The 18,399-nt window shown below is 69.7% G+C and carries 18 protein-coding genes, 1 tRNA gene and 2 pseudogenes; 13 read left to right on the forward strand and 8 right to left on the reverse strand.

The annotated features are described in order from the left end of the window. Positions 1-6 precede the first annotated feature (6 nt). The gene (locus JK363_RS23930; protein ID WP_201877140.1) at positions 7-594 is read left to right on the forward strand and encodes a choice-of-anchor C family protein; all 588 of its coding nucleotides are present in this window, start codon (positions 7-9) and stop codon (positions 592-594) included. 61 nt (positions 595-655) lie between these two features. On the opposite strand, the gene JK363_RS23935 is transcribed toward JK363_RS23930, so the two are convergent. After that, positions 656-1,141: a MarR family winged helix-turn-helix transcriptional regulator gene (locus JK363_RS23935; protein ID WP_201877143.1), complete on the reverse strand. Its 486-nt coding sequence runs from the start codon at positions 1,139-1,141 to the stop codon at positions 656-658. A gap of 57 nt (positions 1,142-1,198) precedes the next feature. Between JK363_RS23935 and JK363_RS23940 the strand changes: the two genes are divergently transcribed. Beyond that, complete coding sequence (locus JK363_RS23940; RefSeq protein WP_201877145.1) at positions 1,199-2,431, forward strand: FAD-dependent monooxygenase; 1,233 nt, start codon at positions 1,199-1,201, stop codon at positions 2,429-2,431. Positions 2,432-2,512: 81 nt separating this feature from the next. Here JK363_RS23940 and JK363_RS23945 read toward each other — a convergent pair. After that, positions 2,513-2,586 (reverse strand) — tRNA-Lys (locus tag JK363_RS23945). Between the two features lie 162 nt (positions 2,587-2,748). On the opposite strand from JK363_RS23945, the gene JK363_RS23950 reads away from it, so the two are divergent. Continuing rightward, entirely contained in the window at positions 2,749-3,342 is a 594-nt protein-coding gene (locus JK363_RS23950; RefSeq protein WP_201877146.1) for a lytic polysaccharide monooxygenase auxiliary activity family 9 protein, read from the forward strand. On the opposite strand, the gene JK363_RS23955 is transcribed toward JK363_RS23950, so the two are convergent. Continuing rightward, the gene (locus JK363_RS23955; RefSeq protein WP_201877147.1) at positions 3,315-4,298 is read right to left on the reverse strand and encodes a DUF5753 domain-containing protein; all 984 of its coding nucleotides are present in this window, start codon (positions 4,296-4,298) and stop codon (positions 3,315-3,317) included. The genes JK363_RS23950 and JK363_RS23955 overlap by 28 nt on opposite strands. 153 nt (positions 4,299-4,451) lie before the next feature. Here JK363_RS23955 and JK363_RS23960 point away from each other — a divergent pair, with 153 nt between their 5' ends. From JK363_RS23960 to JK363_RS42675, 4 genes are all read left to right on the forward strand, one after another. After that, positions 4,452-4,853 (forward strand): ATP-binding protein, encoded by a 402-nt coding sequence (locus JK363_RS23960; RefSeq protein WP_201877148.1) that lies wholly within the window; start codon positions 4,452-4,454, stop codon positions 4,851-4,853. A 60-nt stretch (positions 4,854-4,913) separates the two neighbouring features. Beyond that, complete coding sequence (locus JK363_RS23965; protein WP_201877149.1) at positions 4,914-5,315, forward strand: hypothetical protein; 402 nt, start codon at positions 4,914-4,916, stop codon at positions 5,313-5,315. A gap of 450 nt (positions 5,316-5,765) precedes the next feature. Then, positions 5,766-6,524 carry a helix-turn-helix transcriptional regulator gene (locus JK363_RS23970; protein WP_236076053.1) on the forward strand — a complete coding sequence of 253 codons (759 nt, stop codon included), beginning with the start codon at positions 5,766-5,768 and terminating at the stop codon, positions 6,522-6,524. A 60-nt stretch (positions 6,525-6,584) separates the two neighbouring features. Then, complete coding sequence (locus JK363_RS42675; RefSeq protein WP_236076054.1) at positions 6,585-7,646, forward strand: helix-turn-helix transcriptional regulator; 1,062 nt, start codon at positions 6,585-6,587, stop codon at positions 7,644-7,646. A 25-nt stretch (positions 7,647-7,671) separates the two neighbouring features. Here JK363_RS42675 and tnpA read toward each other — a convergent pair whose 3' ends face one another. Then, entirely contained in the window at positions 7,672-8,088 is a 417-nt protein-coding gene (gene tnpA / locus JK363_RS23980) for an IS200/IS605 family transposase (protein WP_201877153.1), read from the reverse strand. Positions 8,089-8,115: 27 nt separating this feature from the next. On the opposite strand from tnpA, the gene JK363_RS23985 reads away from it, so the two are divergent. From JK363_RS23985 to JK363_RS24000, 4 genes and pseudogenes are all read left to right on the forward strand, one after another. Further along, on the forward strand, positions 8,116-9,360 hold the full coding sequence (locus tag JK363_RS23985; protein ID WP_201877209.1) for an RNA-guided endonuclease InsQ/TnpB family protein: 1,245 nt from the start codon (positions 8,116-8,118) through the stop codon (positions 9,358-9,360). Positions 9,361-9,453: 93 nt separating this feature from the next. Continuing rightward, positions 9,454-9,642: pseudogene (locus JK363_RS23990) on the forward strand (carboxyl transferase domain-containing protein); the annotation flags it as partial. 484 nt (positions 9,643-10,126) lie between these two features. After that, complete coding sequence (locus JK363_RS23995; RefSeq protein ID WP_307821847.1) at positions 10,127-10,690, forward strand: ABC transporter permease; 564 nt, start codon at positions 10,127-10,129, stop codon at positions 10,688-10,690. 109 nt (positions 10,691-10,799) lie between these two features. After that, positions 10,800-11,758 (forward strand): annotated as a pseudogene (locus tag JK363_RS24000) (ABC transporter substrate-binding protein). 221 nt (positions 11,759-11,979) lie between these two features. On the opposite strand, the gene JK363_RS24005 reads toward JK363_RS24000, so the two are convergent. The 4 genes from JK363_RS24005 to JK363_RS24020 form a co-directional block, all read right to left on the reverse strand. Further along, positions 11,980-13,278 (reverse strand): MFS transporter, encoded by a 1,299-nt coding sequence (locus tag JK363_RS24005; RefSeq protein ID WP_307821845.1) that lies wholly within the window; start codon positions 13,276-13,278, stop codon positions 11,980-11,982. Further along, positions 13,275-14,057: an LLM class F420-dependent oxidoreductase gene (locus tag JK363_RS24010; protein ID WP_201877157.1), complete on the reverse strand. Its 783-nt coding sequence runs from the start codon at positions 14,055-14,057 to the stop codon at positions 13,275-13,277. Before JK363_RS24010 ends, JK363_RS24005 begins: the two co-directional genes overlap by 4 nt. Before the next feature lie 57 nt (positions 14,058-14,114). After that, positions 14,115-15,131, reverse strand: coding sequence for a zinc-dependent alcohol dehydrogenase (locus JK363_RS24015; RefSeq protein ID WP_201877159.1), 1,017 nt, complete (start codon positions 15,129-15,131; stop codon positions 14,115-14,117). Between the two features lie 72 nt (positions 15,132-15,203). Continuing rightward, entirely contained in the window at positions 15,204-16,769 is a 1,566-nt protein-coding gene (locus JK363_RS24020) for an MFS transporter (RefSeq protein WP_201877161.1), read from the reverse strand. A 355-nt stretch (positions 16,770-17,124) separates the two neighbouring features. Between JK363_RS24020 and JK363_RS24025 the strand changes: the two genes are divergently transcribed. Beyond that, the gene (locus tag JK363_RS24025) at positions 17,125-17,874 is read left to right on the forward strand and encodes a helix-turn-helix transcriptional regulator (RefSeq protein ID WP_201877163.1); all 750 of its coding nucleotides are present in this window, start codon (positions 17,125-17,127) and stop codon (positions 17,872-17,874) included. 266 nt (positions 17,875-18,140) lie between these two features. Further along, positions 18,141-18,392: an acyl carrier protein gene (locus tag JK363_RS24030; RefSeq protein WP_201877165.1), complete on the forward strand. Its 252-nt coding sequence runs from the start codon at positions 18,141-18,143 to the stop codon at positions 18,390-18,392. Positions 18,393-18,399 lie beyond the last annotated feature (7 nt).

Raw genomic sequence — 18,399 nt, forward strand, 5'->3', positions numbered from 1 at the left:
GGGGATATGTCGTCCATTCGCGCCTTAGTCGTCGCTGCCGTCGCCGCCGGTGTTCTCGCCGGCACCGGTACCGGAGCCATGGCGGCCACGGCCGTCAGCCGCTTCGACGACGGCAGCTTCGAGACACCCGTGGCGCCGGCCAACTCGTTCCAGATGGTGACGGCGGGGGGTTCCATCGGCCCGTGGCAGGTCACCGCCGGAAGCGTCGACCACATCGGTGCCGGGTTCTGGCAGGCGGCAGAAGGCGATCAGTCCGTCGACCTCAGCGGCCAGAGCGGCGGAACCGTGGCGCAGACGTTCACGACGGTCCCGGGGAAGCGGTACACGGTGACGTACTCCCTCGCGGGGAACCCCGCGAGCGGCCCGGCGGTGAAGACCGGGAAGGTCCTGGTGGACGGGCAGAACTTCCAGGACTTCACCTTCGACACCACGGGCAAGTCCATGACGAACATGGGCTATGTGACCCGTGAGGTGACCTTCGTGGCCACCGGCGCCTCCACGACGCTGGCGTTCGCCAGCACCACCAATACGGCCGCGGGACCGGTCCTCGACGACGTTCAGGTGCGCGAGTGCGCACCGTGCCCGAGCTGCTGACCACCATCACGCTCGGAGTGGCCCCGGCGCACCGGCGCCGGGGCCACTCCTGGTCCTGGGTTCAAGGCCCCTCGGGGGCCTCGGCGGACGCCAGATGCGCGGTGACGTCCTCGACCATGCGGCCGAGGAGACGGCCCAGTTCCTCCCGGTCCCGCGTCGGCCAGTCCGCCATGGCCGCGGTGAACCAGGAGAGCAAGGTGCGCATATAGCGGTCGGCGGTCGCCGTTCCCTCCGGGGTCAGGGCGATCAGCCGGGCCCGCTGGTCGTGCGGGTCGGCGACCCGGTGGACGAGGCCGCGCTGTTCGAGTCCCTGCACCTGGCGGGTGGCGTGCGGGCCCGCGACCTGCATCCGGGTGGCGATCTCGCCGATGCGCAGCGGCTGGTCCGCCATGCGCAGGACGCCGAGAACCGCCAACGCGGGCCGCTCCAGCGTGATTCCGGCGGCCGCGACGGTGCGCTCGAACAGGGTGCCGCGGTTCAGCGCGTTGCTGAGCTGCGTCAGATGGGGGAGCACCGCCGCGAGCGGGTCATCGTCGTTCGGGACCATCACACATCCTCTTGCTTACCTAAGTTAGGTATATTTTTGATCCAGGGAGGTACGCCAATGAGGAAGTTACCGAAGGGCAAGATCCTGATCTCCGGAGCCGGTGTCGCGGGGCCCGCGCTGGCCTACTGGCTCCATCGATACGGCTTCGCCGTCACCGTTGTGGAGAAGGCGCCCGCGATGCGCGGAAGCGGCTATCCGGTCGATGTCCGGGGCACCGCGCTGGAGGTGGTGCGGCGGATGGGGGTGCTGCCCCGGTTGAGGGAGGCTCATATACGCACCCGGCGGATCGGCTTCGTGGGCGCCGACGGGAAGGTGCTGAGTTCCATGAAGCCCGAAGCCCTCGTCGGTGGGACGGAGGGGCGGGACATCGAACTGCCCCGGGGGGATCTGGCCGTGGTGCTGTACGACGCCGTGCGGGACGATGTCGAGTTCCTGTTCGGCGACTCGATCGCCGCGCTGCACGGCGAGGGCGGCGGCAAGGCCGTGGAGGTGGTCTTCGCCGGCGGACGGGAGCGCGCCTTCGACCTCGTCATCGGTGCCGATGGGCTCCATTCGCGCACCAGGGGGCTGGCGTTCGGGCCCGAGGCGCGCTTCCACCGGTATCTCGGCTACTGCTTCGCCGGGTTCACGATGCCCAACCGCCTCGGGCTCTCGCATGAGGCGCTGGTGTGCAACGTGCCGGGGAGGGCCGCGACCCTGTACGCACCCGGCGAGGGTGATCAGCTGCACGCCTTCTTGATCTTCGCCCGTCCCGATCCGCCGTACGGCGCGTTCGCCGACCCCGGTGGCCAGCGGGATCTGGTCGCTTCGGCTTTCGCCGGGTGCCGTTGGGAGATCCCGCGGATGGTCGACGCCCTGCGCGCGTCCGAGGATCTCTTCTTCGACGTCGTCAGCCAGATCCGGATGCCCCGGTGGTCGCGCGGCCGGGTGGCTCTCGTCGGCGACGCCGCGTACGCGCCCTCGTTTCTCTCCGGGCAGGGTACGAGCATCGCGCTGGCCGGTGCGTATGTGCTGGCCGGAGAGCTGGCCGCCGGTTCGGGCCGGGGCGGTCACACGGAGGCCCTCGCGGCGTACGAGCGGGTGATGCGGACGTTCGTCGAGCTGAATCAGGCGCTCGCCGACGGCGGGGGTGTCACGCTCATGCCCCGTACCCGTGCCGGGCTGTGGCTGCGGAACCGGATGCTGCGGATGGCGCCCCTGCTCGCCCGCATCGGGCCGGTCGGGCGCAAGGGCCGGAGTGCCTATACGGCACTCACGCTGCCCGAGTATCCCGAGCCCGCGGGGGTGTAGGGCCGCCCGCGCAGGGCCCGAAAAAGCGACTGGGGTTTCTCGGTGAACCGAGAAACCCCAGGTCAGTGGCGTAAGCCAAGGTGCGCCGCCAGGGACTCGAACCCCGGACCCGCTGATTAAGAGTCAGCTGCTCTAACCAACTGAGCTAGCGGCGCCTGCTGACGGAGGAATCTTACCGGACCCCGGGCGGTGCTCCCGACCAGCGGTGCCGTGGCCTGGCCATTGGTATGGACATGTCCAAAACTGCTCGCTACGCTCGACTTGGTCTAGACCGCAGTGCACGGCTCATGGACTCCCCACGTCTTCAGGAGCGAAGCATGCGCAACAAGATCCGCGCTGCTGTCATCGGCATCGGTCTCACGGCGGTCTCCGTCCTCGCGACCGGCGGCAGCGCTTCCAGCCACGGGTACACCGACTCACCCATCAGCCGCCAGAAGCTGTGTGCCAACGGCACCGTCACCGGGTGCGGTGCCATTCAGTACGAGCCGCAGAGCGTCGAGGGGCCGAAGGGGTTCCCGGCGGGCGGGCCGGCGGATGGGCTGATCTGCGCGGGCGGTAACAGCCAGTTCGCAGAGCTCGACGATCCGCGGGGCGGCAACTGGCCCGCGACCAAGGTCAACGCGGGGCAGAGCTACACGTTCAACTGGCGCTTCACCGCCTCGCACGCGACCACCGACTTCCGGTACTACATCACCAGGAACGGATGGAATCCCGGCCAGAAGCTGACCCGCGCGAGCCTGGAGCCGCAGCCGTTCCTGACCGTGCCGTACCACGGTCAGCGGCCGCCGTCCTCGCTCTCGCACGCGGGCACGCTGCCGAGCGGGAAGAGCGGCAAGCATCTGATTCTCGCCGTGTGGACGATCGCGGACACCGGGAACGCCTTCTACGCCTGCTCGGACGTGTCGTTCTGACCGTTCCGAGCGAGGCCGGATCCTCGGGTGCGGTGCCGTCCGGGCGGCACCGCACCGCCGTTGATCAGGCCGTTGATCAGGGCCATGGTCGCCTCCGCCGACAGCGCGCTGTCCACGATCCGGCCGAAGGCATCGGCGAACACATGGACGTCATCGGCGCCTTCGACATACGTCGGACCGCACACGTTCTCCTGGGTGACCACATCCGGCAGCGGACCGCGGAAGCCCACCAGGGTGAACGCACCGGAGTCGCCGGGGTTGGGGGCGGCGTCGATCGGCATCACCTGGAGCGTCACCGTCGGCCACTCGGCCACCTCCAGCAGCCGCCGCAGTTGGGCGGTCATGAGGGCAGGGCGACCGGTGAAGCGGCGGCGCAGGGTGGCCTCGTGGATGACCGCCCACAGTTTCAGCGGGGCGCCGGGGCGGGTCAGTACGGCCTGGCGGGCCAGGCGCACTTCGGCGAGGGCGTCGACCTCGGACTCGCTGCGGGACACCGCGTGGCCCGCGATGGTCTCGCGCGCGTAGTCGGGCGTCTGTAGCAGTCCGGGGAGGACCAGCGGGGCGTAGTCGCGGACGGACTCCGCGTCCGACTCCAGGGCGATGTAGTCGGCGTAGGCGGGTGCCACGACCCCGCGGTAGGTCTGCCACCAGCCGCGTCTGGCCGCGTCCTTGGCCGCCTGGGTGGCCATGACCTCGAGCGCGGCCCGGGTGTCGGCGTCGTCGATCGCGTACGCCCGCAGCAGGGTGCCGACCTCCGTGGTGCGGATCGTGGCGTTGGCGTTCTCGATCCGGGAGAGCTTCGGCGCGGTCCAGAGGCGGGCGTGAGCGGAGGCGTTCTCCGCGGCGTTCAGGGCGTCGGCGGCCGCGTCCAGCGTCATTCCCGCCTCGGTGCGCAGTCTGCGCAGTGCGGACCCCAAGCGCCTGCGCCGGACCGTGGGCACTGGCTGGTAGGACATGTCGCCAGTCTGGCGTATCGCCAACTAGCAGCGGACTGACGGCATATGCCAGTCTTGCCCCGGTGGCTCGAAACATTGCGAGTAGCACGCGCATGGGACAGGATCGCTCAGGTGAGGCGGCACGCGCCGTGCTTTGGAGGGGCCCCGGACCATATGGCTGAAAACTTTCCGCAGCGATACGAACTGCGCCTCCGCGTCCATCCGCAGACCCTCGCCGAGGTACGCCGCGCGGTGGGGGCCCGGCTGCGGCTGTGGGGCCGTGAAGAGCTGATCACCGCCGCGGCGATGTGCGTCACCGAGCTGCTGTCCAATGTGCACAAGCACGCCGCCTCGCCGGAGTGCGTGCTGACCCTGGAGGACCACCGGCACGGCATCTGTGCCGCGGTCAGCGACACCGAGTCCGCGCTGCCGGTGGTCAAGGAGCCCGACTTCCTCTCCGAAAGCGGACGCGGGATGTTCCTGCTGAGCAAGACGGCCCACGCGTGGGGCACCGACCTCACACCCACCGGCAAGACGGTCTGGTTCACCCTCCATGCCGAAGCGGTGGAACCCTGACCCGCGGCGCCGGTAGCGTGGAATCCGCGACCGAGGGGCTCAGCGGCAAGGGGGTGGACCATGGATCCGGTGACGGCGGGTGCGCTGGTCACGGCGGTCAACGCGGCCGTGTCAGGGGCCGGGGGCGAGGCCGGACGGCGGGCCCTGGACTCACTGGGCGCACTGGCCCGCAGGGTGCTGCGGCGCGAGGAGGCCGACCCGGCGGGTGATCCCGCACCGGTGGTCATTCCCCACGACGACGCCGAGCGGCTGCGCGCACTGGCCGAGCTGCTGGCCGAACGGGCCCGCCAGGAGCCGGACTTCGGGCGCGACCTCGCGGCATGGATGCGCGAGCACGCCGCGGCCACCGGCGAGGGCGAGACGGGGGCGGTGCACAACACGATCTCCGGGGACGCCCGGATCACCGGCCCGGTCATCCAGGGCCGGGACTTCCATATGCCGATCAGCTTCGGCGGCTCCTGACCCCCGGATGGCTGACCTCACCCCCGGACGAGGGTGCTGCGTCATCCGTCACGCCGCTGACAGCAACCGGACAGCGGCCGGTCCGGGTGGTCGCGGGGTGTGGCGGGGTCGCTGCGCTGCGTACGAGCGACCTGGGTGCACCTGTCCGGTTCCCGTAACTTGTTGACAGTTGGACTCCTTGGGGCAGGGGCGGAGTGGCGCACGGTGGCCCGCCATCGTCGTTTGACCAACTCTTTACCTTACGCCCCGCGTTGACGTCGTTGCTGTGTGCGAATTAGTGTCGATGCTGATTTCGCAATGCTGCCTCGCGCCTCGCTTTTGGGGCAAACGAAATACAAGAACCAGGCCGGTATTTGGAAAAGTAAGTTTCTGAAGCCCTCAGGGGAAGTCATGGTTGGTCTTGTCCGAGTATCCGAGCCTTCTTCTGAGAGTGCGGCAGCTGCTCCGGCCATGGCCCCGGACCATGTGGAGCGCGCCCTTCTCGAGGCGCGCGACCTGATCGAGTCGACGGTCATCCGGCACCGCCGGGAGCTGGCCCAGGACTCCTGGGCGGGGACGGCGCTGGAGAAGGTGCCGCTCGCGGAGGTCGTCGACACGCTCGTCGGAGGCGCCGAACGGACCGTGTGGGTGGTCATGCCGGGAGGCGAGGAGCAGACGGATGCCGTCTGCACGGCGCTCGCCCGGTCTGCCGAGGGAGTCCACCGGAGCGTGGATGTCCGCTTGCTGTGCGGGGAGCGGACCGCGTCCGCGAACGCGATACGCGCGCTGGCGCGCGCCGATCCGCGGTGCGAAGTCCGGGTCGGCGACGCCGGATTGTCCGAGGTGCTGCTCGTCGACGGCCAGCTGGTCTACCTACGCGGCGGCGGCCGTACGGATCCGGCGCGGGGCGGCGTACGGCAGGCGACGCTGGTCGAGGACCCCGCCACGGTACGGGCCCTGGAGCTGATGTTCACGGGGGCCTGGGGGAATGCCATGGCGCTCGCGGAATATCCGCGGCTGGACGGGCGGCTGTGCCGGGATTCGGCCCGGCGGATTCTGGAATGTCTGCGCACCGGCCACACCGATGAGGTGGCGGCGCGCGAGATGCAGGTGTCCCTGCGCACCTATCGCCGCCATGTCGCGGAGATCATGCGGGAGCTGGGGGCCAACTCCCGCTTCCAGGCGGGGGTACGGGCGGTGGAAAGGGGGCTGCTGCCCAGCCGTCACTGACCGCGCTCGCGACCTTGACCAGGTCATCGAGCAGGAACTCGGGCAAGAAGTGTGGGGGAGATGGACGACCGCGGACGCGATCCGGGGCCGGAGGCCATGCATGCGGGGGATGTGCTGGACCGGACGCTGCGGGAGGTGCGGGCGCTGATCGAATCCACCGTGGTGGAACACCGCGCCCGGCGCTCCCGGAGCGCACACTTCACCGAGGTGGGAATTGAGGATTCCGCCTTTCTGGCCGCCGCCGAGCAGGTGATCACGCAGGCACGGCGGGGAGTGGACGCGGTGTTCCCGGAGGCCACGGCGCAGATGGCACCCGCGCATGCGGCGCTGGGCACTCTGCTGACCGACCTCGACGACGCGGTGCGGATACGGGTGCTGCGCGGCAGATCCGGCCCCGGCGGCGGCCCGCCACCGGGGCCCGCACCGGCGTCCGTACCGCTGCCGGGAGCGGAGCGGACGGCGGGCGGCCCAGCCTCCGGAGCGTCTGGACCACCTGCCTCCGGGTCACCTGTTTCCGGAGCACCTGCTTCAGGGCCACCTGTTTCCGGAACAACCGCTTCCGGAGCTGCCCGTTCAGGGGCCGGCGCCTCCGGACCGACCGCCTCCGGATCGACCTTCTCCGGTCAGCCGCTCTCCGGAAGACCCGGCGGCAGCCGGAGCGTCGGGGACCAGGCCCCCCGCCCGTCCCTCCCCCAGGTGCGTACCGCCACCGTCGCCCTGCCCACGGCGGTGATCGCCGACGGCCGGACCGCGCTGGTGTGCACCGGGACCGACGAGGGACGTCTGACCTCGGTGGTCCAGGACCCGCTGGTGGTCGGCACGCTGCACGGGATGTTCCGCACCATCTGGGCGAGCGCGGTACCCGCCGCCCGCCCCCTCGACTTCGGCAACCGCGCCCGCACCGAGATGGTGCGGCGGGTGCTGGCCCGGCTGCGGGACGGGGTCACCGACGAGGCCGCGGCCCGCGATCTGGCGATCTCGGTGCGCACGTACCGCCGCTATGTGACCGGGATCCTGGAGCTGCTGGAGGCCGGTTCCCGCTTCCAGGCGGGCGTCCGCGCCGGTGAACTCGGCATCCTCGGCGACTCCTCGAAGCCGCCGCCCGACACCGCGGGCCGCTGACATCGGGGGCCATCACCGGCTCGCGTCAGAGCGGGCGTTTTTGCTGTTCGATGTACTGGCGGACGGTCGCCAGCGGTGCTCCGCCGCACGATGCGGAGAAGTACGAGGGCGACCACAGGTGTCCGTGCATGATGGCGCGGTTGATCCGGCCGGTGAACTCCTGCCGTATCCGGCGAGCGGAGACGCCCTTGAGACTGTTGACCAGCTTCGAGACGGCGACCTTGGGCGGGTAATGCACCAGGAGGTGGACGTGATCGCGTTCGCCGTTGAACTCCTTCAGCTCCGCCTCGAAGTCCTCGCACACCTTCCGCATGATCTCTTCGCAGCGCGTCAGCATCTCGTCGTCGAACACCCCGCCCCGGTACCTCGTCACAAAGACCAAATGCACATGCATGGCCGAAACGACGTGCCTGCCCCGCCTGTAATCATTCTGCCCGTCCATGAGGCCAATCGTAGTAGGATCGTGAGTGTGCAGCTCCGCTACAACTACCGGGCCTACCCGGATGCCACCCAGCGCCGTGCGCTGGCGAATGCCTTCGGCTGCGCCCGCGTGGTGTGGAACGACTGCCTGCGCGACCGCAAGGAAGCCCACGCGGCCGGGCTGCCGTATGTGAAGTCGGCGGAGTTGTCCAGGCTTCGCATCACCCAGGCCAAGCGCACCGCCGAACGGGCCTGGCTCGCGGATGTGTCGGCGGTCGTCCTGCAACAGTCCCTGCGGGACCTCGACAGCGCCTACAAGAACTTCTTCGACAGCCTCAAGGGCAAGCGGCAGGGCCGGAAGGTCGGGCCGCCCCGGTACAAGTCGAAGAAGGACACCCGGCAGTCGATCCGCCTCAACACCAACGCCTTCTCCCTCCAGGAGAATGGCACGGTGTATGTGGCCAAGGTCGGCAACCTCAAGGTCACATGGTCCCGCCGGCTTCCGGTCGCGCCCACGTCCCTGACCGTCACCAAGGACAGCTGCGGCCGGTACTTCCTCAGCTTCGTCGTGGACACCGGGCCGGACATCCTCCCCGGCCTGGAGACCGACGCCGGTATCGACCTCGGCCTGTCCGCGTTCGAGGTCCTGTCCGACGGCCGGAAGATCGACAGCCCTCGCTTCCCGCGCCGGGCGGAGAAGAAGCTCAAGCGTCTTCAGCGGGAGCTGTCCCGTAAGGCCAGGGGATCGAAGAACCGGGCCAAAGCCCGCATCAGGGTCGCGCGCCAGCACGCCAAGGTGGCGGACCGGCGCCGGGACTGGCACCACAAGGCATCCACACAGATCATGCGCGACAACCAAGCGGTGTACGTGGAAGACCTCGCGGTGTCCGGCCTCGGCCGCACCCGCCTCGCCAAGTCCGTGCACGATGCGGGATGGTCCGCGTTCGTCGGCATGCTCCAGTACAAGGCGGTCAAGCACGGCCGCACCTTCGCCACAGTGGACCGGGCCTTCCCGTCCTCTCAAGTCTGCTCGGCCTGCGGATTCCGGGACGGCCCCAAACCCCTGCACGTCAGGCAATGGACGTGCAGCCAGTGCGGCACCGTGCACGACCGCGACCACAACGCAGCCCGCAACGTCCTCTTCGAAGGACGCCGCATCGTCGCCACCGGACGGGTGGAGACGCTAAACGCCTGTGGAGCGCCGGTAAGACGGGCACACGTGCCCGCACAGCGCGTTGAAGCAGGAAGCCCCCGGAAGGGTCAGACAACCCAGGCCGGAATCCCTGGACATTAGGCCAGAGAGCACGTCAAGCAGGAGAGCGAAACCGCCGATGCCCACGACCGGGTGGCCGCACTGCACCGGCCCTGGGACGAGGTGCGCGTGGGCGATCCCCGAGCCACCGCGGCCCAGCACGGCAAGGGCAAGCTGACCGTCCGCGAGCGGCTGGAGCGCGGGCTCGTCGACGATGTCATCGATCCGGCGCTGACCCGGCAGACCCTCATCGCGGCGCTGGAGATGCTGCGCGCCAAACATGCCCCGCTGCCTGCGCGAAAACATGGAAATCCGCCGACGTGACTATTTCGTTTTCCCCATCCACATTGTAATCCGCCGCGTACGGGCGATAGGTTGCACGCGGGCGTGCCCGAGAAGGCAACAGCCGGTATTGCAAGGGGATTTGGGGATGACCGAAGGGGACGGAAGGGGTGCGACCGCCACGGCGGCCGCGGGCGGCGGACCGAGGACCACGGCGCCGCATTCACCCCGACCGGGACGTGCGCGAAAGAGCGGCCACGCCACCGAAAAGGCGCGGCGCGGGGGCAACGGGCGGCAAAACCACAGGGGTTCACATGGCCGCCCTGTTCCCGCGAAGCGTGGCCGGGCCATCTTCCACGGAGTGCTTCCGCCGCTGGTATTCGGGCTGCTGCTGCTTCTCGTATGGGACATCGTCACCCGTACCGGAATGGTCGCGGAGTTCTATCTGCCCGCCCCGGGCGCGCTGGCGAGCCGTTTCCTCGACGAGGTACAACACGGCCAGCTCCTGGACTACACCAAGGAAACGGTGTGGGAGGCGCTGGCGGGCGGCGGTCTGGGGATCGCGGTGGCGCTGCCGCTCGGCTATCTCATCGCCCGCAGTGAGCTGGCGGCGGCGGCGCTCCAGCCGTATGTGGCCGCCTCGCAGGCGGTGCCCGCGGTGGCGCTGGCCCCGCTGTTCGCCCTGTGGCTGGGCTACGGACTGCTGCCCATCGCGGTGCTCTGCGCCCTGCTGGTGTTCTTCCCCATCCTGGTCAACACCGTGCTGGGGCTGCGCTCGCTGGACCCGGATGTGATGGGGGCCGCGCGGGTGGACGGGGTGGGGCGGTGGGGGATGCTCTGGTACATCGAGCTGCCGCTCGCCCTGCCCAGCATTCTCGCCGGGGTGCGCAACGGCCTCACGCTCTCCATCACCGGCGCGGTCGTCGGTGAGTTCGTGATGGGCGGTGAGGGCCTGGGGCAGCTGCTGACCATCCAGCGCCAGGAGGCCGACACCGAGGGCCTGTTCGCCACGCTCGTCATGCTCTGCCTGCTCGCCGCCTGCCAGTACACGGTGGTCCGGCTGGCCGAGAAACTCGTCCAGCGCGACTGACATCGTTCACCCAAGAGGAGACGTAGTGCGTTTTGTGAGGACGTCGATGAGCCGTGCCCGCAGACACCAGGTCATGGGGGCGGCTCTTGCGTCGGCCGTGGCGCTGGCCATGCTGACCTCATGCGCCGAGGAGCCGAAGGACGCGGGGGACAAGGGCGGCAAGGGCATCACGGTCGGGCTGACGTACACGCCCAACATCCAGTTCGCACCGTTCTACGCGGCCGCTGAAAAGGGCTACTACAAGGATGCCGGTCTGAATGTGACCCTGCGTCACCACGGTGCGGCCGAAGATCTCTTCGGAGCCCTGAAGTCGGGCAAGGAAGATGTGGTCTACGCGGGCGGCGACGAGATGCTCCAGGCCCGGTCCAAAAATGTGCCGGTCGTGAACATCGCCACCTTTTACCAGAAATACCCGGTGGGCCTGATCGTCCCCAAGGACTCCGGAATCCGGAGGACCTCAAGGGCCGCAAGATCGGTACCCCCGGCCCCTATGGCGAGACCTATTTCGGTTTGCTGGCGCTCCTGAAGGAGGGCGGGCTTTCCACCAAGGACACCAAGGTCCAGAACATCGGTTTCACCCAGCAGGCCGCCCTGACCGGAAAGAAGGTCGAGGGCGTGATGGGCTACCTGAATAACGACGCCGTCGCCTTCAAGGAGGCCGGGACCTCGGTACGGGCGATTACGCTCGACTCGGGTGACAAGGGAGATCCGCTGGTCGGTGTGGGCCTTGGCGCCAAGAAGAGCACACTGGACAAGCGCGGCGACGAGATGAAGAAGTTCGTCGATGCCTCGCTGCGCGGTATGCGGTACGTGATGGATCACCCGGACGAGGCCATCCAGCTGAGCCAGAAGTACGTACCGAGCCTGCGCGGTGACAAGCAGCGGAAGAACGCGCGCGCGGTGCTGAAGGCCACCATCCCGCTGTTGAAGAACGAACAGGGCGAGGTGGGCGTCAACGACCCGCAGACCTGGGCCCGGATGGCGGACTTCATGTACGACCAGGGGCTGCTGGGGGAGACGGTGCCCCCCGAGGACGCCTACGACAACGACTATCTGCCCAAGTCGTAGCGCTGGGAGTGGACTGGGGCGTTGGCGGCGGGCGGCCAGGCGCTCGCCGCCCCCGGCCGGGGGCACCTCCCAGCGGTAGCTGGGGGCGAGCCGAAGGGGCGCGCCGCTGTCGAAAGGGAGAGCGCGCGGAGGCCCTGAGGCACGAAGGGCCGAGCACGGTCGACTGTCGGCAGGGGCTGAGGCGCCCCGGAGGTGAACCGAGCCCTGAAAAAAGGGGGGCTTCAGCGCCCCGGAGGCGAACCGAGCCGCGAAAATGGGCTGGGCAGGGCCGCCGACACCGCGAAGGCCGCCCCGGCCCCGGCCGCCAGCGCCACCCAGCTGCCCGTCGCCGAGGTCTGGGAGAGCACGAACAGCCCGATGGCCGGGCCCGAGGCGGTGCCCAGATTCCACGCCAGCGAGGCCAGCGCGCTCGCCCGGCCCACCGCTTCCTCGCCCGACCAGCGCAGCAGCAGCGGATAGAACGCCGAGGAGTACGTCAGCTCACCCGCCGCGAACACCACCGCGAAGGCCAGCAGCAGTCCATGGCGTACCGCGGCCGGGGCCGAGGGACCGGCCAGCGCCGCGCCGAGACCGCAGCCGAACGCCCCGGCCCACAGCACCGGTCCGGCCGCCAGGCTGACGGTCTCCGGCAGCCGCTCCAGCCGGCGGCTCAGCAGCGGCTGAAGGGCCACCAGAGCGAAGGAGTTGGCCGCCACCACGGCGCTCACCCAGCCCAGCGTGATGCCCATGTGGTCGTGCATCAGCAGCGGGACGGTCGCCTCGATCTGGGTGAAGCCGACGATCGCGAACAGGGCCTGGGCGACCACCAGCAGCGCCATGGGCCGGATCCGCAGCAGGGTGCGGTAGGTCGGCCCGGACGTTCCGCCATCCGTCTCCGGCCCCTTCTTCGACGCCTGCGATTCCGCCGCCTTCGGCCGCAGCGCCTGGATCACCACGACCAGTGGAACGGCCGCGGCCGCGTTGGCCAGATACAGCCAGCGCAGCGTCCCGGTGGGGGTCGCGGCCCCGTGCAGCGCGAGCCCCGCCATCACCGAACCGAACCCGATCCCGGCGTTGTTGACGATGTGCCGGCCGGTGAACGCCCTCCGCCGTCCGCTCTCCGGCACGGCGAGGTCGACCACGCCGACGATCGAGGCGTAGAAGAGCCCGAAGCCGACGCCGACACAGGCGCCGGAGACCAGCACCAGCGCCACCCCGTCGGCCGGGGCCAGCAGCCCGTACCCCACGGCCAGCGCCGCGCCGCCGATCGCCCCCACCCGGTGCGGGCCGCGGCGATCGGCCAGCGGACCGCCGAGGAGGGCCGCGGCAAAGCTGGCCGCGGCCATCGCGATGAAGTAGCCGCCCGCGGCCCGGGAGCCGAGCCCCAGCAGTTGGCTGATGTAGATCGAGGTGAACGGGAAGCACAGGCCGTTGCCCAGGCTGGAGAGCAGCAGCACGGCCATGAGCAGGGTGAACCGCCGCCCGAGGGGGGTACGGGCGGCGGGCGGGGTCTCGGCCGCCTCGGGAGGGGGCTCGGTCACGTGGTCAGCGCGGCGCGCAGCGTGAGCAGCTCCTCGACCGTGCGCAGATCGTAGGGGGCGGGCAGGGACAGCATCACATGCACCGCCCCGGCCTCGGCGAACCCCTCCACCAGCGGCAGCTGGTCCGGGTTGACCATGACCGTACGGGCGACCTCGCCGGGGTCCCGGCCGACCCGCTCGCACCACTGGTCCAGCACACCGCTCAGCTCGCGGAACTCGGCGACCGGGTCCTCGGAGGCCCAGCCGTACCAGTTCCACCAGTCGGCCTCCCGGGCCACCAGCTCCAGGGTGCGACGCCGCCCACCCCCGCCGATCAGCACCGGAAGCCGTCCGGCGGGCCCGGGGTTGAGCCGGGCCAGCCGCTCCTTGACGGCCGTGACGGCGGCGGCGAACGCGTCCATGCGCTCGGCCGGACCGGGGAACGGGATGCCGTACTCGGTGTGCTCGGCCTCGAACCAGCCCGCGCCCAGGCCCAGCACCAGCCGTCCGCCGCTGAGCTGGTCCACGGTGCGGGCCATGTCGGCGAGCACCTGCGGATTGCGGAAGGCGGTGCAGCTCACCAGCGGGCCGATGGCGGCCCGCTGGGTCTCGACCGCCATCGCGGACAGCAGCGACCAGCACTCGTAGTGGCGTCCAGCCGGGTCGCCGGTGTGCGGGAGGAAGTGGTCCCAGGTCCACAGGGAGTCGACGCCGAGCGCGTCGGCCTCGCGCCAGGCGGTGCGCAGTTCCGCGACACCGGTGTGCTGGGGGTGGAGCTGTACGCCTACGCGCAGGGACACGGCGGTCCTTTCTCGGATGTGCTCGGGTGGCTCGGATGCGGCGCGGGACCCGGTGCGTTACGGGGTGACGACGACCCGGTAGACGGGGGTCCCGGCGGTCTGCTGGAGCGCCTTCTCCACCTCGTCGAGCGCATAGCGCGCGGTGACCAGCGTCCGGAGCCGCTCGGCGAGACCGCCGCCGCGGAGCAGTTCGGCGGCGGCGCGCCAGTCGTCGGGCTCATGGCTGAAGGAGCCGGTGACGGTGAGCTGGCGGCGGTGCACCTCGTAGCCGGGCAGCTCGGCGGGCGGGCCGTCGGGGCCGCCGCCGAAGAGCACGATGGTGCCGCCGTCGGCGACGGAGGCCAGGGCGGTGGCGATGGACTCCCTGGACGCGATGGTCACGAACACCACGTCGGCGGGCGCGAGGTGACCGACGTCCTCGGGGGTGACGGCCGCGTCGGCCCCGGCGTCGGCGATGGCGGCGAGCCGCTGCTGGTCGCGTTCGACCACACACACGCCGCGGGCCTGGAGGTGCCGGGCGACGGCGAGGTGCAGCCGGCCCATGTAGCCCGCGCCGATCACGGTGACCCGGTCACCGGCGCGGAATCCGCCGCGGCGCAGCGAGTGGACCACACAGGCCAGCGGTTCGCCCATGGCGGCCACGGCGGGGTCGGTGTCGCCCACCGACCACACCCGGGAGGCGGGGAGGACGATGTACTCGCCCAGGCCCGCGCCCATGGCGATGGCGCCGTCCTCCCGGACCTGGCCCTGGAGGGCTACGCAGATGGCGGACTGGCCGCGGCGGCAGGCCCGGCAGGTGCCGCAGCGGGGCAGTCCGTCGAGGGTGACCAGGGAGCCGACGGCGGGCATGTCCTCCAGGTCGGCGGCCTTGGCGCCGACCTTCTCCACCCAGCCGGATATCTCATGTCCGGCGGCGGCCGGGTAAACGTTCATGCGCCCGGCGTACAGATTGGCCTCCATGGTGCAGATGCCGCACGCCGCGATGCGGACGAGCACCTCGGAGTCGCCCACGTCGGGCACAGGTATCTCTCTGATCTCCACCTGGCCTGGCGCGGTGATGACAGCGGTGCGCATGTGAACTGCCTTCCGGAATACGGACGTTGTGCCGGGAGGCTATGTCGCGCTGTCAGCCGTGGCAAGAAAGGATCAACGGTCGGAACCGGCCGATGAGGACGCCCGCCGGAAGGTCCACCAGATGACCGCCGCCCCGACCGCGGCGGCGATGGCGCCGACGACGGAGGCGACATGCATGGCGTGCACAAAGCCCCGGTCGGCGAGGTCGGACAGATGGGGCAGCCGCAGCCGGTCGCCGATCATCCGGGTGGCCTCGGGGGACTCCTGGGCGGAGTCGGCGGCTCCTGGGGGCAGCCGGTCCAGATCCGGGGTGATCCGGTCGCGGTAGACGCTGACGAGGACGGAGCCGAGGACGGCGACCCCGAGGACACCGCCGATCTGCCGCATCGCGTTGTTGACGGCCGAGCCGGCCCCGGTGCGGTCGGCGGGCAGTACGGACATGATGGCCTCGGTGGTGGGGGCCACCGCGGCGCCCATGCCCAGCCCCTGGAGGATGAGGAAGACCCAGAACAGCGCCAGTCCGCTGTGCTCGTCGAGGAAGACGTAGGCGAAGAATCCGATGGTGGCGATCAGCATGGCGGTGGTGACCACCGCGCGGACCCCGAACGCCCGGACCAGCTTGGCCGAGAACGGGGCACCGAGTAAGACGCCGAGGGCGACGGGGGCGATGGACAGCCCGCACTCCAGCGGGGTCTGGCGGTGCACCCCTTGCAGATAGAAGCTGGTGTAGTACATCGAGCCATTCAGGCCGAAAAAGGTGAGCATCACCGCCACACTGGCGCCGGTGAACCGGATGTCGCGGAACAGCCGCACGTCGAAGCTGGGGTTGGTCACCCGCAGTTCGACCAGGACGAACACCACGACCAGCAGCGCGCCCCCGGCGAGTGCCGCGAGGATGGCCGGATCGGTCCAGTCGTTGCGGTGGCCGCCCTCGATGACGCCCCAGACGATGGCGAACAGCCCGGCGGTGGAGAGCACCACGCCCAGCGGGTCGAACTTCTGCCGCACCCGCTTGGCCACCCCGGGCAGGAAGACCAGCGACCCGGCCACGCACAGCACCACGATCGGGACATTCACCAGGAAGACCGAACCCCACCAGAAGTGGTCCAGCAGGGCCCCGCTGAGCATCGGTCCGGTGGCGATGGCGATACCGCTGGAGCCGGACCAGATGGCGATGGCGGTGGCGCGGTGCCGCTCGTCGAAGACCTGGGCGATCAGCGCGAGGGTGGCGGGCATGATCAGGGCGCTGCCGATGCCCATCGCGCCCCGGGCGACGATGAGTTCGGTGGCCGAGCCCGCGTAGGCGGCCCAGGCGGAGGCGGCGCCGAAGACGAGCATGCCGGTGAGCAGCAGTCTGCGGTGTCCGTAGCGGTCGGCGAGTACCCCGCCGGTGAACAGCAGCACCGCGAAGACCAGGGTGTAGGAACTGATGCTCCACTGGAGCTCGTTGGGCCCGGCGCCGAGGCCCTCGTCGGGGTCGGCCAGTGTCTTGAGCGCGACGTTCAGCACGGTGTTGTCGAGCCAGACGGCCAGCTGGGCCAGGACGAGCACCGAGAGTGCGAGCCACTGGCGGCCGGTCGGTGAGGACGACGGTTCGGTCGGAGCCGTGTCGGTCGTCGCGGTGTTCTGTGCAGCCATGAGGGCGGCGCCTTTCGGGACCACGGAGGGGCGAGGGGGTCCGCGTCGTACGTCAAGGGACGGCTTACTGGCTTATGCGCTGGCGTATGAGGAAGCTACCAATCGGCCGAGCCGAGGCGCAGCCCCTTGGTGCCACCAGCCTGTTCAGCGGCGGGAACACGCGGGCATTTCGCGGCGAGAACTGTCCTATAAGCGACGATCTTCCTTGCCGTGTGGAGGGTGGCTGGTTACTGTGCGGCAAAGGGAACGGGGGTGTCCTTTGAGCCATTTCGGAATTCAACTAAATGACCGTGCGCCTATTGACGGCAATGACAAGGGGGCTGGCGCCAGGGGGACGGTTCGCAGGGAACCGGAAGTGAGGTCGGACAACCTGGAGCAGGCTCTGGGAGAGGCGTTACGCCTGCTGGAGTCGGCTGTCCATCATCATCGGCGCAGTGTCTTGGCGTCCGCGACCGCCGAACTCCCGGTGGCCGGGGAGGCGGTGGCCGGATGGGTGGCGCGGCTGGTGCTGCGTGCCGAGCGCGATGTGATCTGGAGTCTGCCGGAGGTGACATGTGAGGAGCATGCCCGGCTGATCGCGCAGACCCTCACCCAACTCGCGGGCAAGGGCGTCAGAACGCGGATGCTGTGCCCGCCGCGGGTGATCCGGGAGGCCGCGTGGCAGCGTTCCGTCGGCGCGGTGGAGCGGCTGGACATCCGGGTCTGTGACGGGGTGCGGCAGGAGCTGGTGGTGGTGGACGGGAGTGCGGTCATCGCGCCCGACGCCTCCCCGGGCGAACCTGGTGGATCCCGGGCCTCGATGATCCAGAACTCGACCGTGGCCGACATGCTGCACCAACTGCTGTGCGGGATGTGGGACACGGCGCAGCGCCCGATGCGGCCGCTGTCCTTCGAGGGCGGTGCGCGCGGCCGGGTGCTGCGCGAGGTGCTCACGCTGATGGCGGAGGGCTACAAGGACGATGCGGCGGCCCGCAAGCTGGGTCTGTCGGTGCGTACCTACCGGCGCTATGTGGCTGACATCATGCGTGACTTGAAGGTCGAATCACGGTTCCAGGCCGGAGTGCGCGCCGTGCGCGCCGGACTCATGGAACCCGACGGCGACTGACATCCACTGCCGAGGGCGGTCGGTTTCGGGGTGATTTGCGTGGTCTGCGTGTCAGCTTCCTGACACGATCTTGCGGATTCCGCGCTCATACGCTCCGGTAACCGGGCGCCCTCGGCAGCTTTATGACAGCCGCTGACGGCAATCACTCAGGTTTACCGGGCACATGACAGGTAGTGGACTCGGGGCTTGTCCGCCTCGGGGGCGGCGCATAGCGTCATCGGCAGCTTCGCCGCTTTGCCCATGCCCGAAAATGGAGGTGCGCGGTAATGTCCGCCATCGTCGAAGAGCGCCGGGAAACCATCAGGGAAATCGTTATCGATATCCTTGAGATCGATCCCGATGAGGTCACCGAGACCAGTCTCTTCAAGGAAGAGCACGACGCGGATTCGCTGCGGGCCATTGAAATTCTGTCGGCGCTGGAGAAAAAATTCAACGTCGTCATCAATCAGTCCGAACTCAGCCGGATGGTCAATCTGCACGGCGTCTACGAGGTGGTTTCCGACGCGGCCGGCTGGTGACGGACTC

This window comes from Streptomyces coffeae (assembly GCF_016741875.1).
Classification (GTDB): Bacteria; Actinomycetota; Actinomycetes; order Streptomycetales; family Streptomycetaceae; genus Streptomyces; species Streptomyces coffeae.

Excerpts from the sequence above, each read along its gene's own strand:
- JK363_RS23930 (WP_201877140.1), top strand. The coding sequence starts at position 7 with ATGTCGTCCATTCGCGCCTTAGTCGTCGCTGCCGTCGCCGCCGGTGTT.
- JK363_RS23935 (WP_201877143.1), bottom strand. The coding sequence starts at position 1,141 with ATGGTCCCGAACGACGATGACCCGCTCGCGGCGGTGCTCCCCCATCTG.
- JK363_RS23940 (WP_201877145.1), top strand. The coding sequence starts at position 1,199 with ATGAGGAAGTTACCGAAGGGCAAGATCCTGATCTCCGGAGCCGGTGTC.
- JK363_RS23950 (WP_201877146.1), top strand. The coding sequence starts at position 2,749 with ATGCGCAACAAGATCCGCGCTGCTGTCATCGGCATCGGTCTCACGGCG.
- JK363_RS23955 (WP_201877147.1), bottom strand. The coding sequence starts at position 4,298 with ATGTCCTACCAGCCAGTGCCCACGGTCCGGCGCAGGCGCTTGGGGTCC.
- JK363_RS23960 (WP_201877148.1), top strand. The coding sequence starts at position 4,452 with ATGGCTGAAAACTTTCCGCAGCGATACGAACTGCGCCTCCGCGTCCAT.
- JK363_RS23965 (WP_201877149.1), top strand. The coding sequence starts at position 4,914 with ATGGATCCGGTGACGGCGGGTGCGCTGGTCACGGCGGTCAACGCGGCC.
- JK363_RS23970 (WP_236076053.1), top strand. The coding sequence starts at position 5,766 with ATGGCCCCGGACCATGTGGAGCGCGCCCTTCTCGAGGCGCGCGACCTG.
- JK363_RS42675 (WP_236076054.1), top strand. The coding sequence starts at position 6,585 with ATGGACGACCGCGGACGCGATCCGGGGCCGGAGGCCATGCATGCGGGG.
- tnpA (WP_201877153.1), bottom strand. The coding sequence starts at position 8,088 with ATGGACGGGCAGAATGATTACAGGCGGGGCAGGCACGTCGTTTCGGCC.
- JK363_RS24015 (WP_201877159.1), bottom strand. The coding sequence starts at position 15,131 with ATGCGCACCGCTGTCATCACCGCGCCAGGCCAGGTGGAGATCAGAGAG.
- JK363_RS24020 (WP_201877161.1), bottom strand. The coding sequence starts at position 16,769 with ATGGCTGCACAGAACACCGCGACGACCGACACGGCTCCGACCGAACCG.
- JK363_RS24030 (WP_201877165.1), top strand. The coding sequence starts at position 18,141 with ATGTCCGCCATCGTCGAAGAGCGCCGGGAAACCATCAGGGAAATCGTT.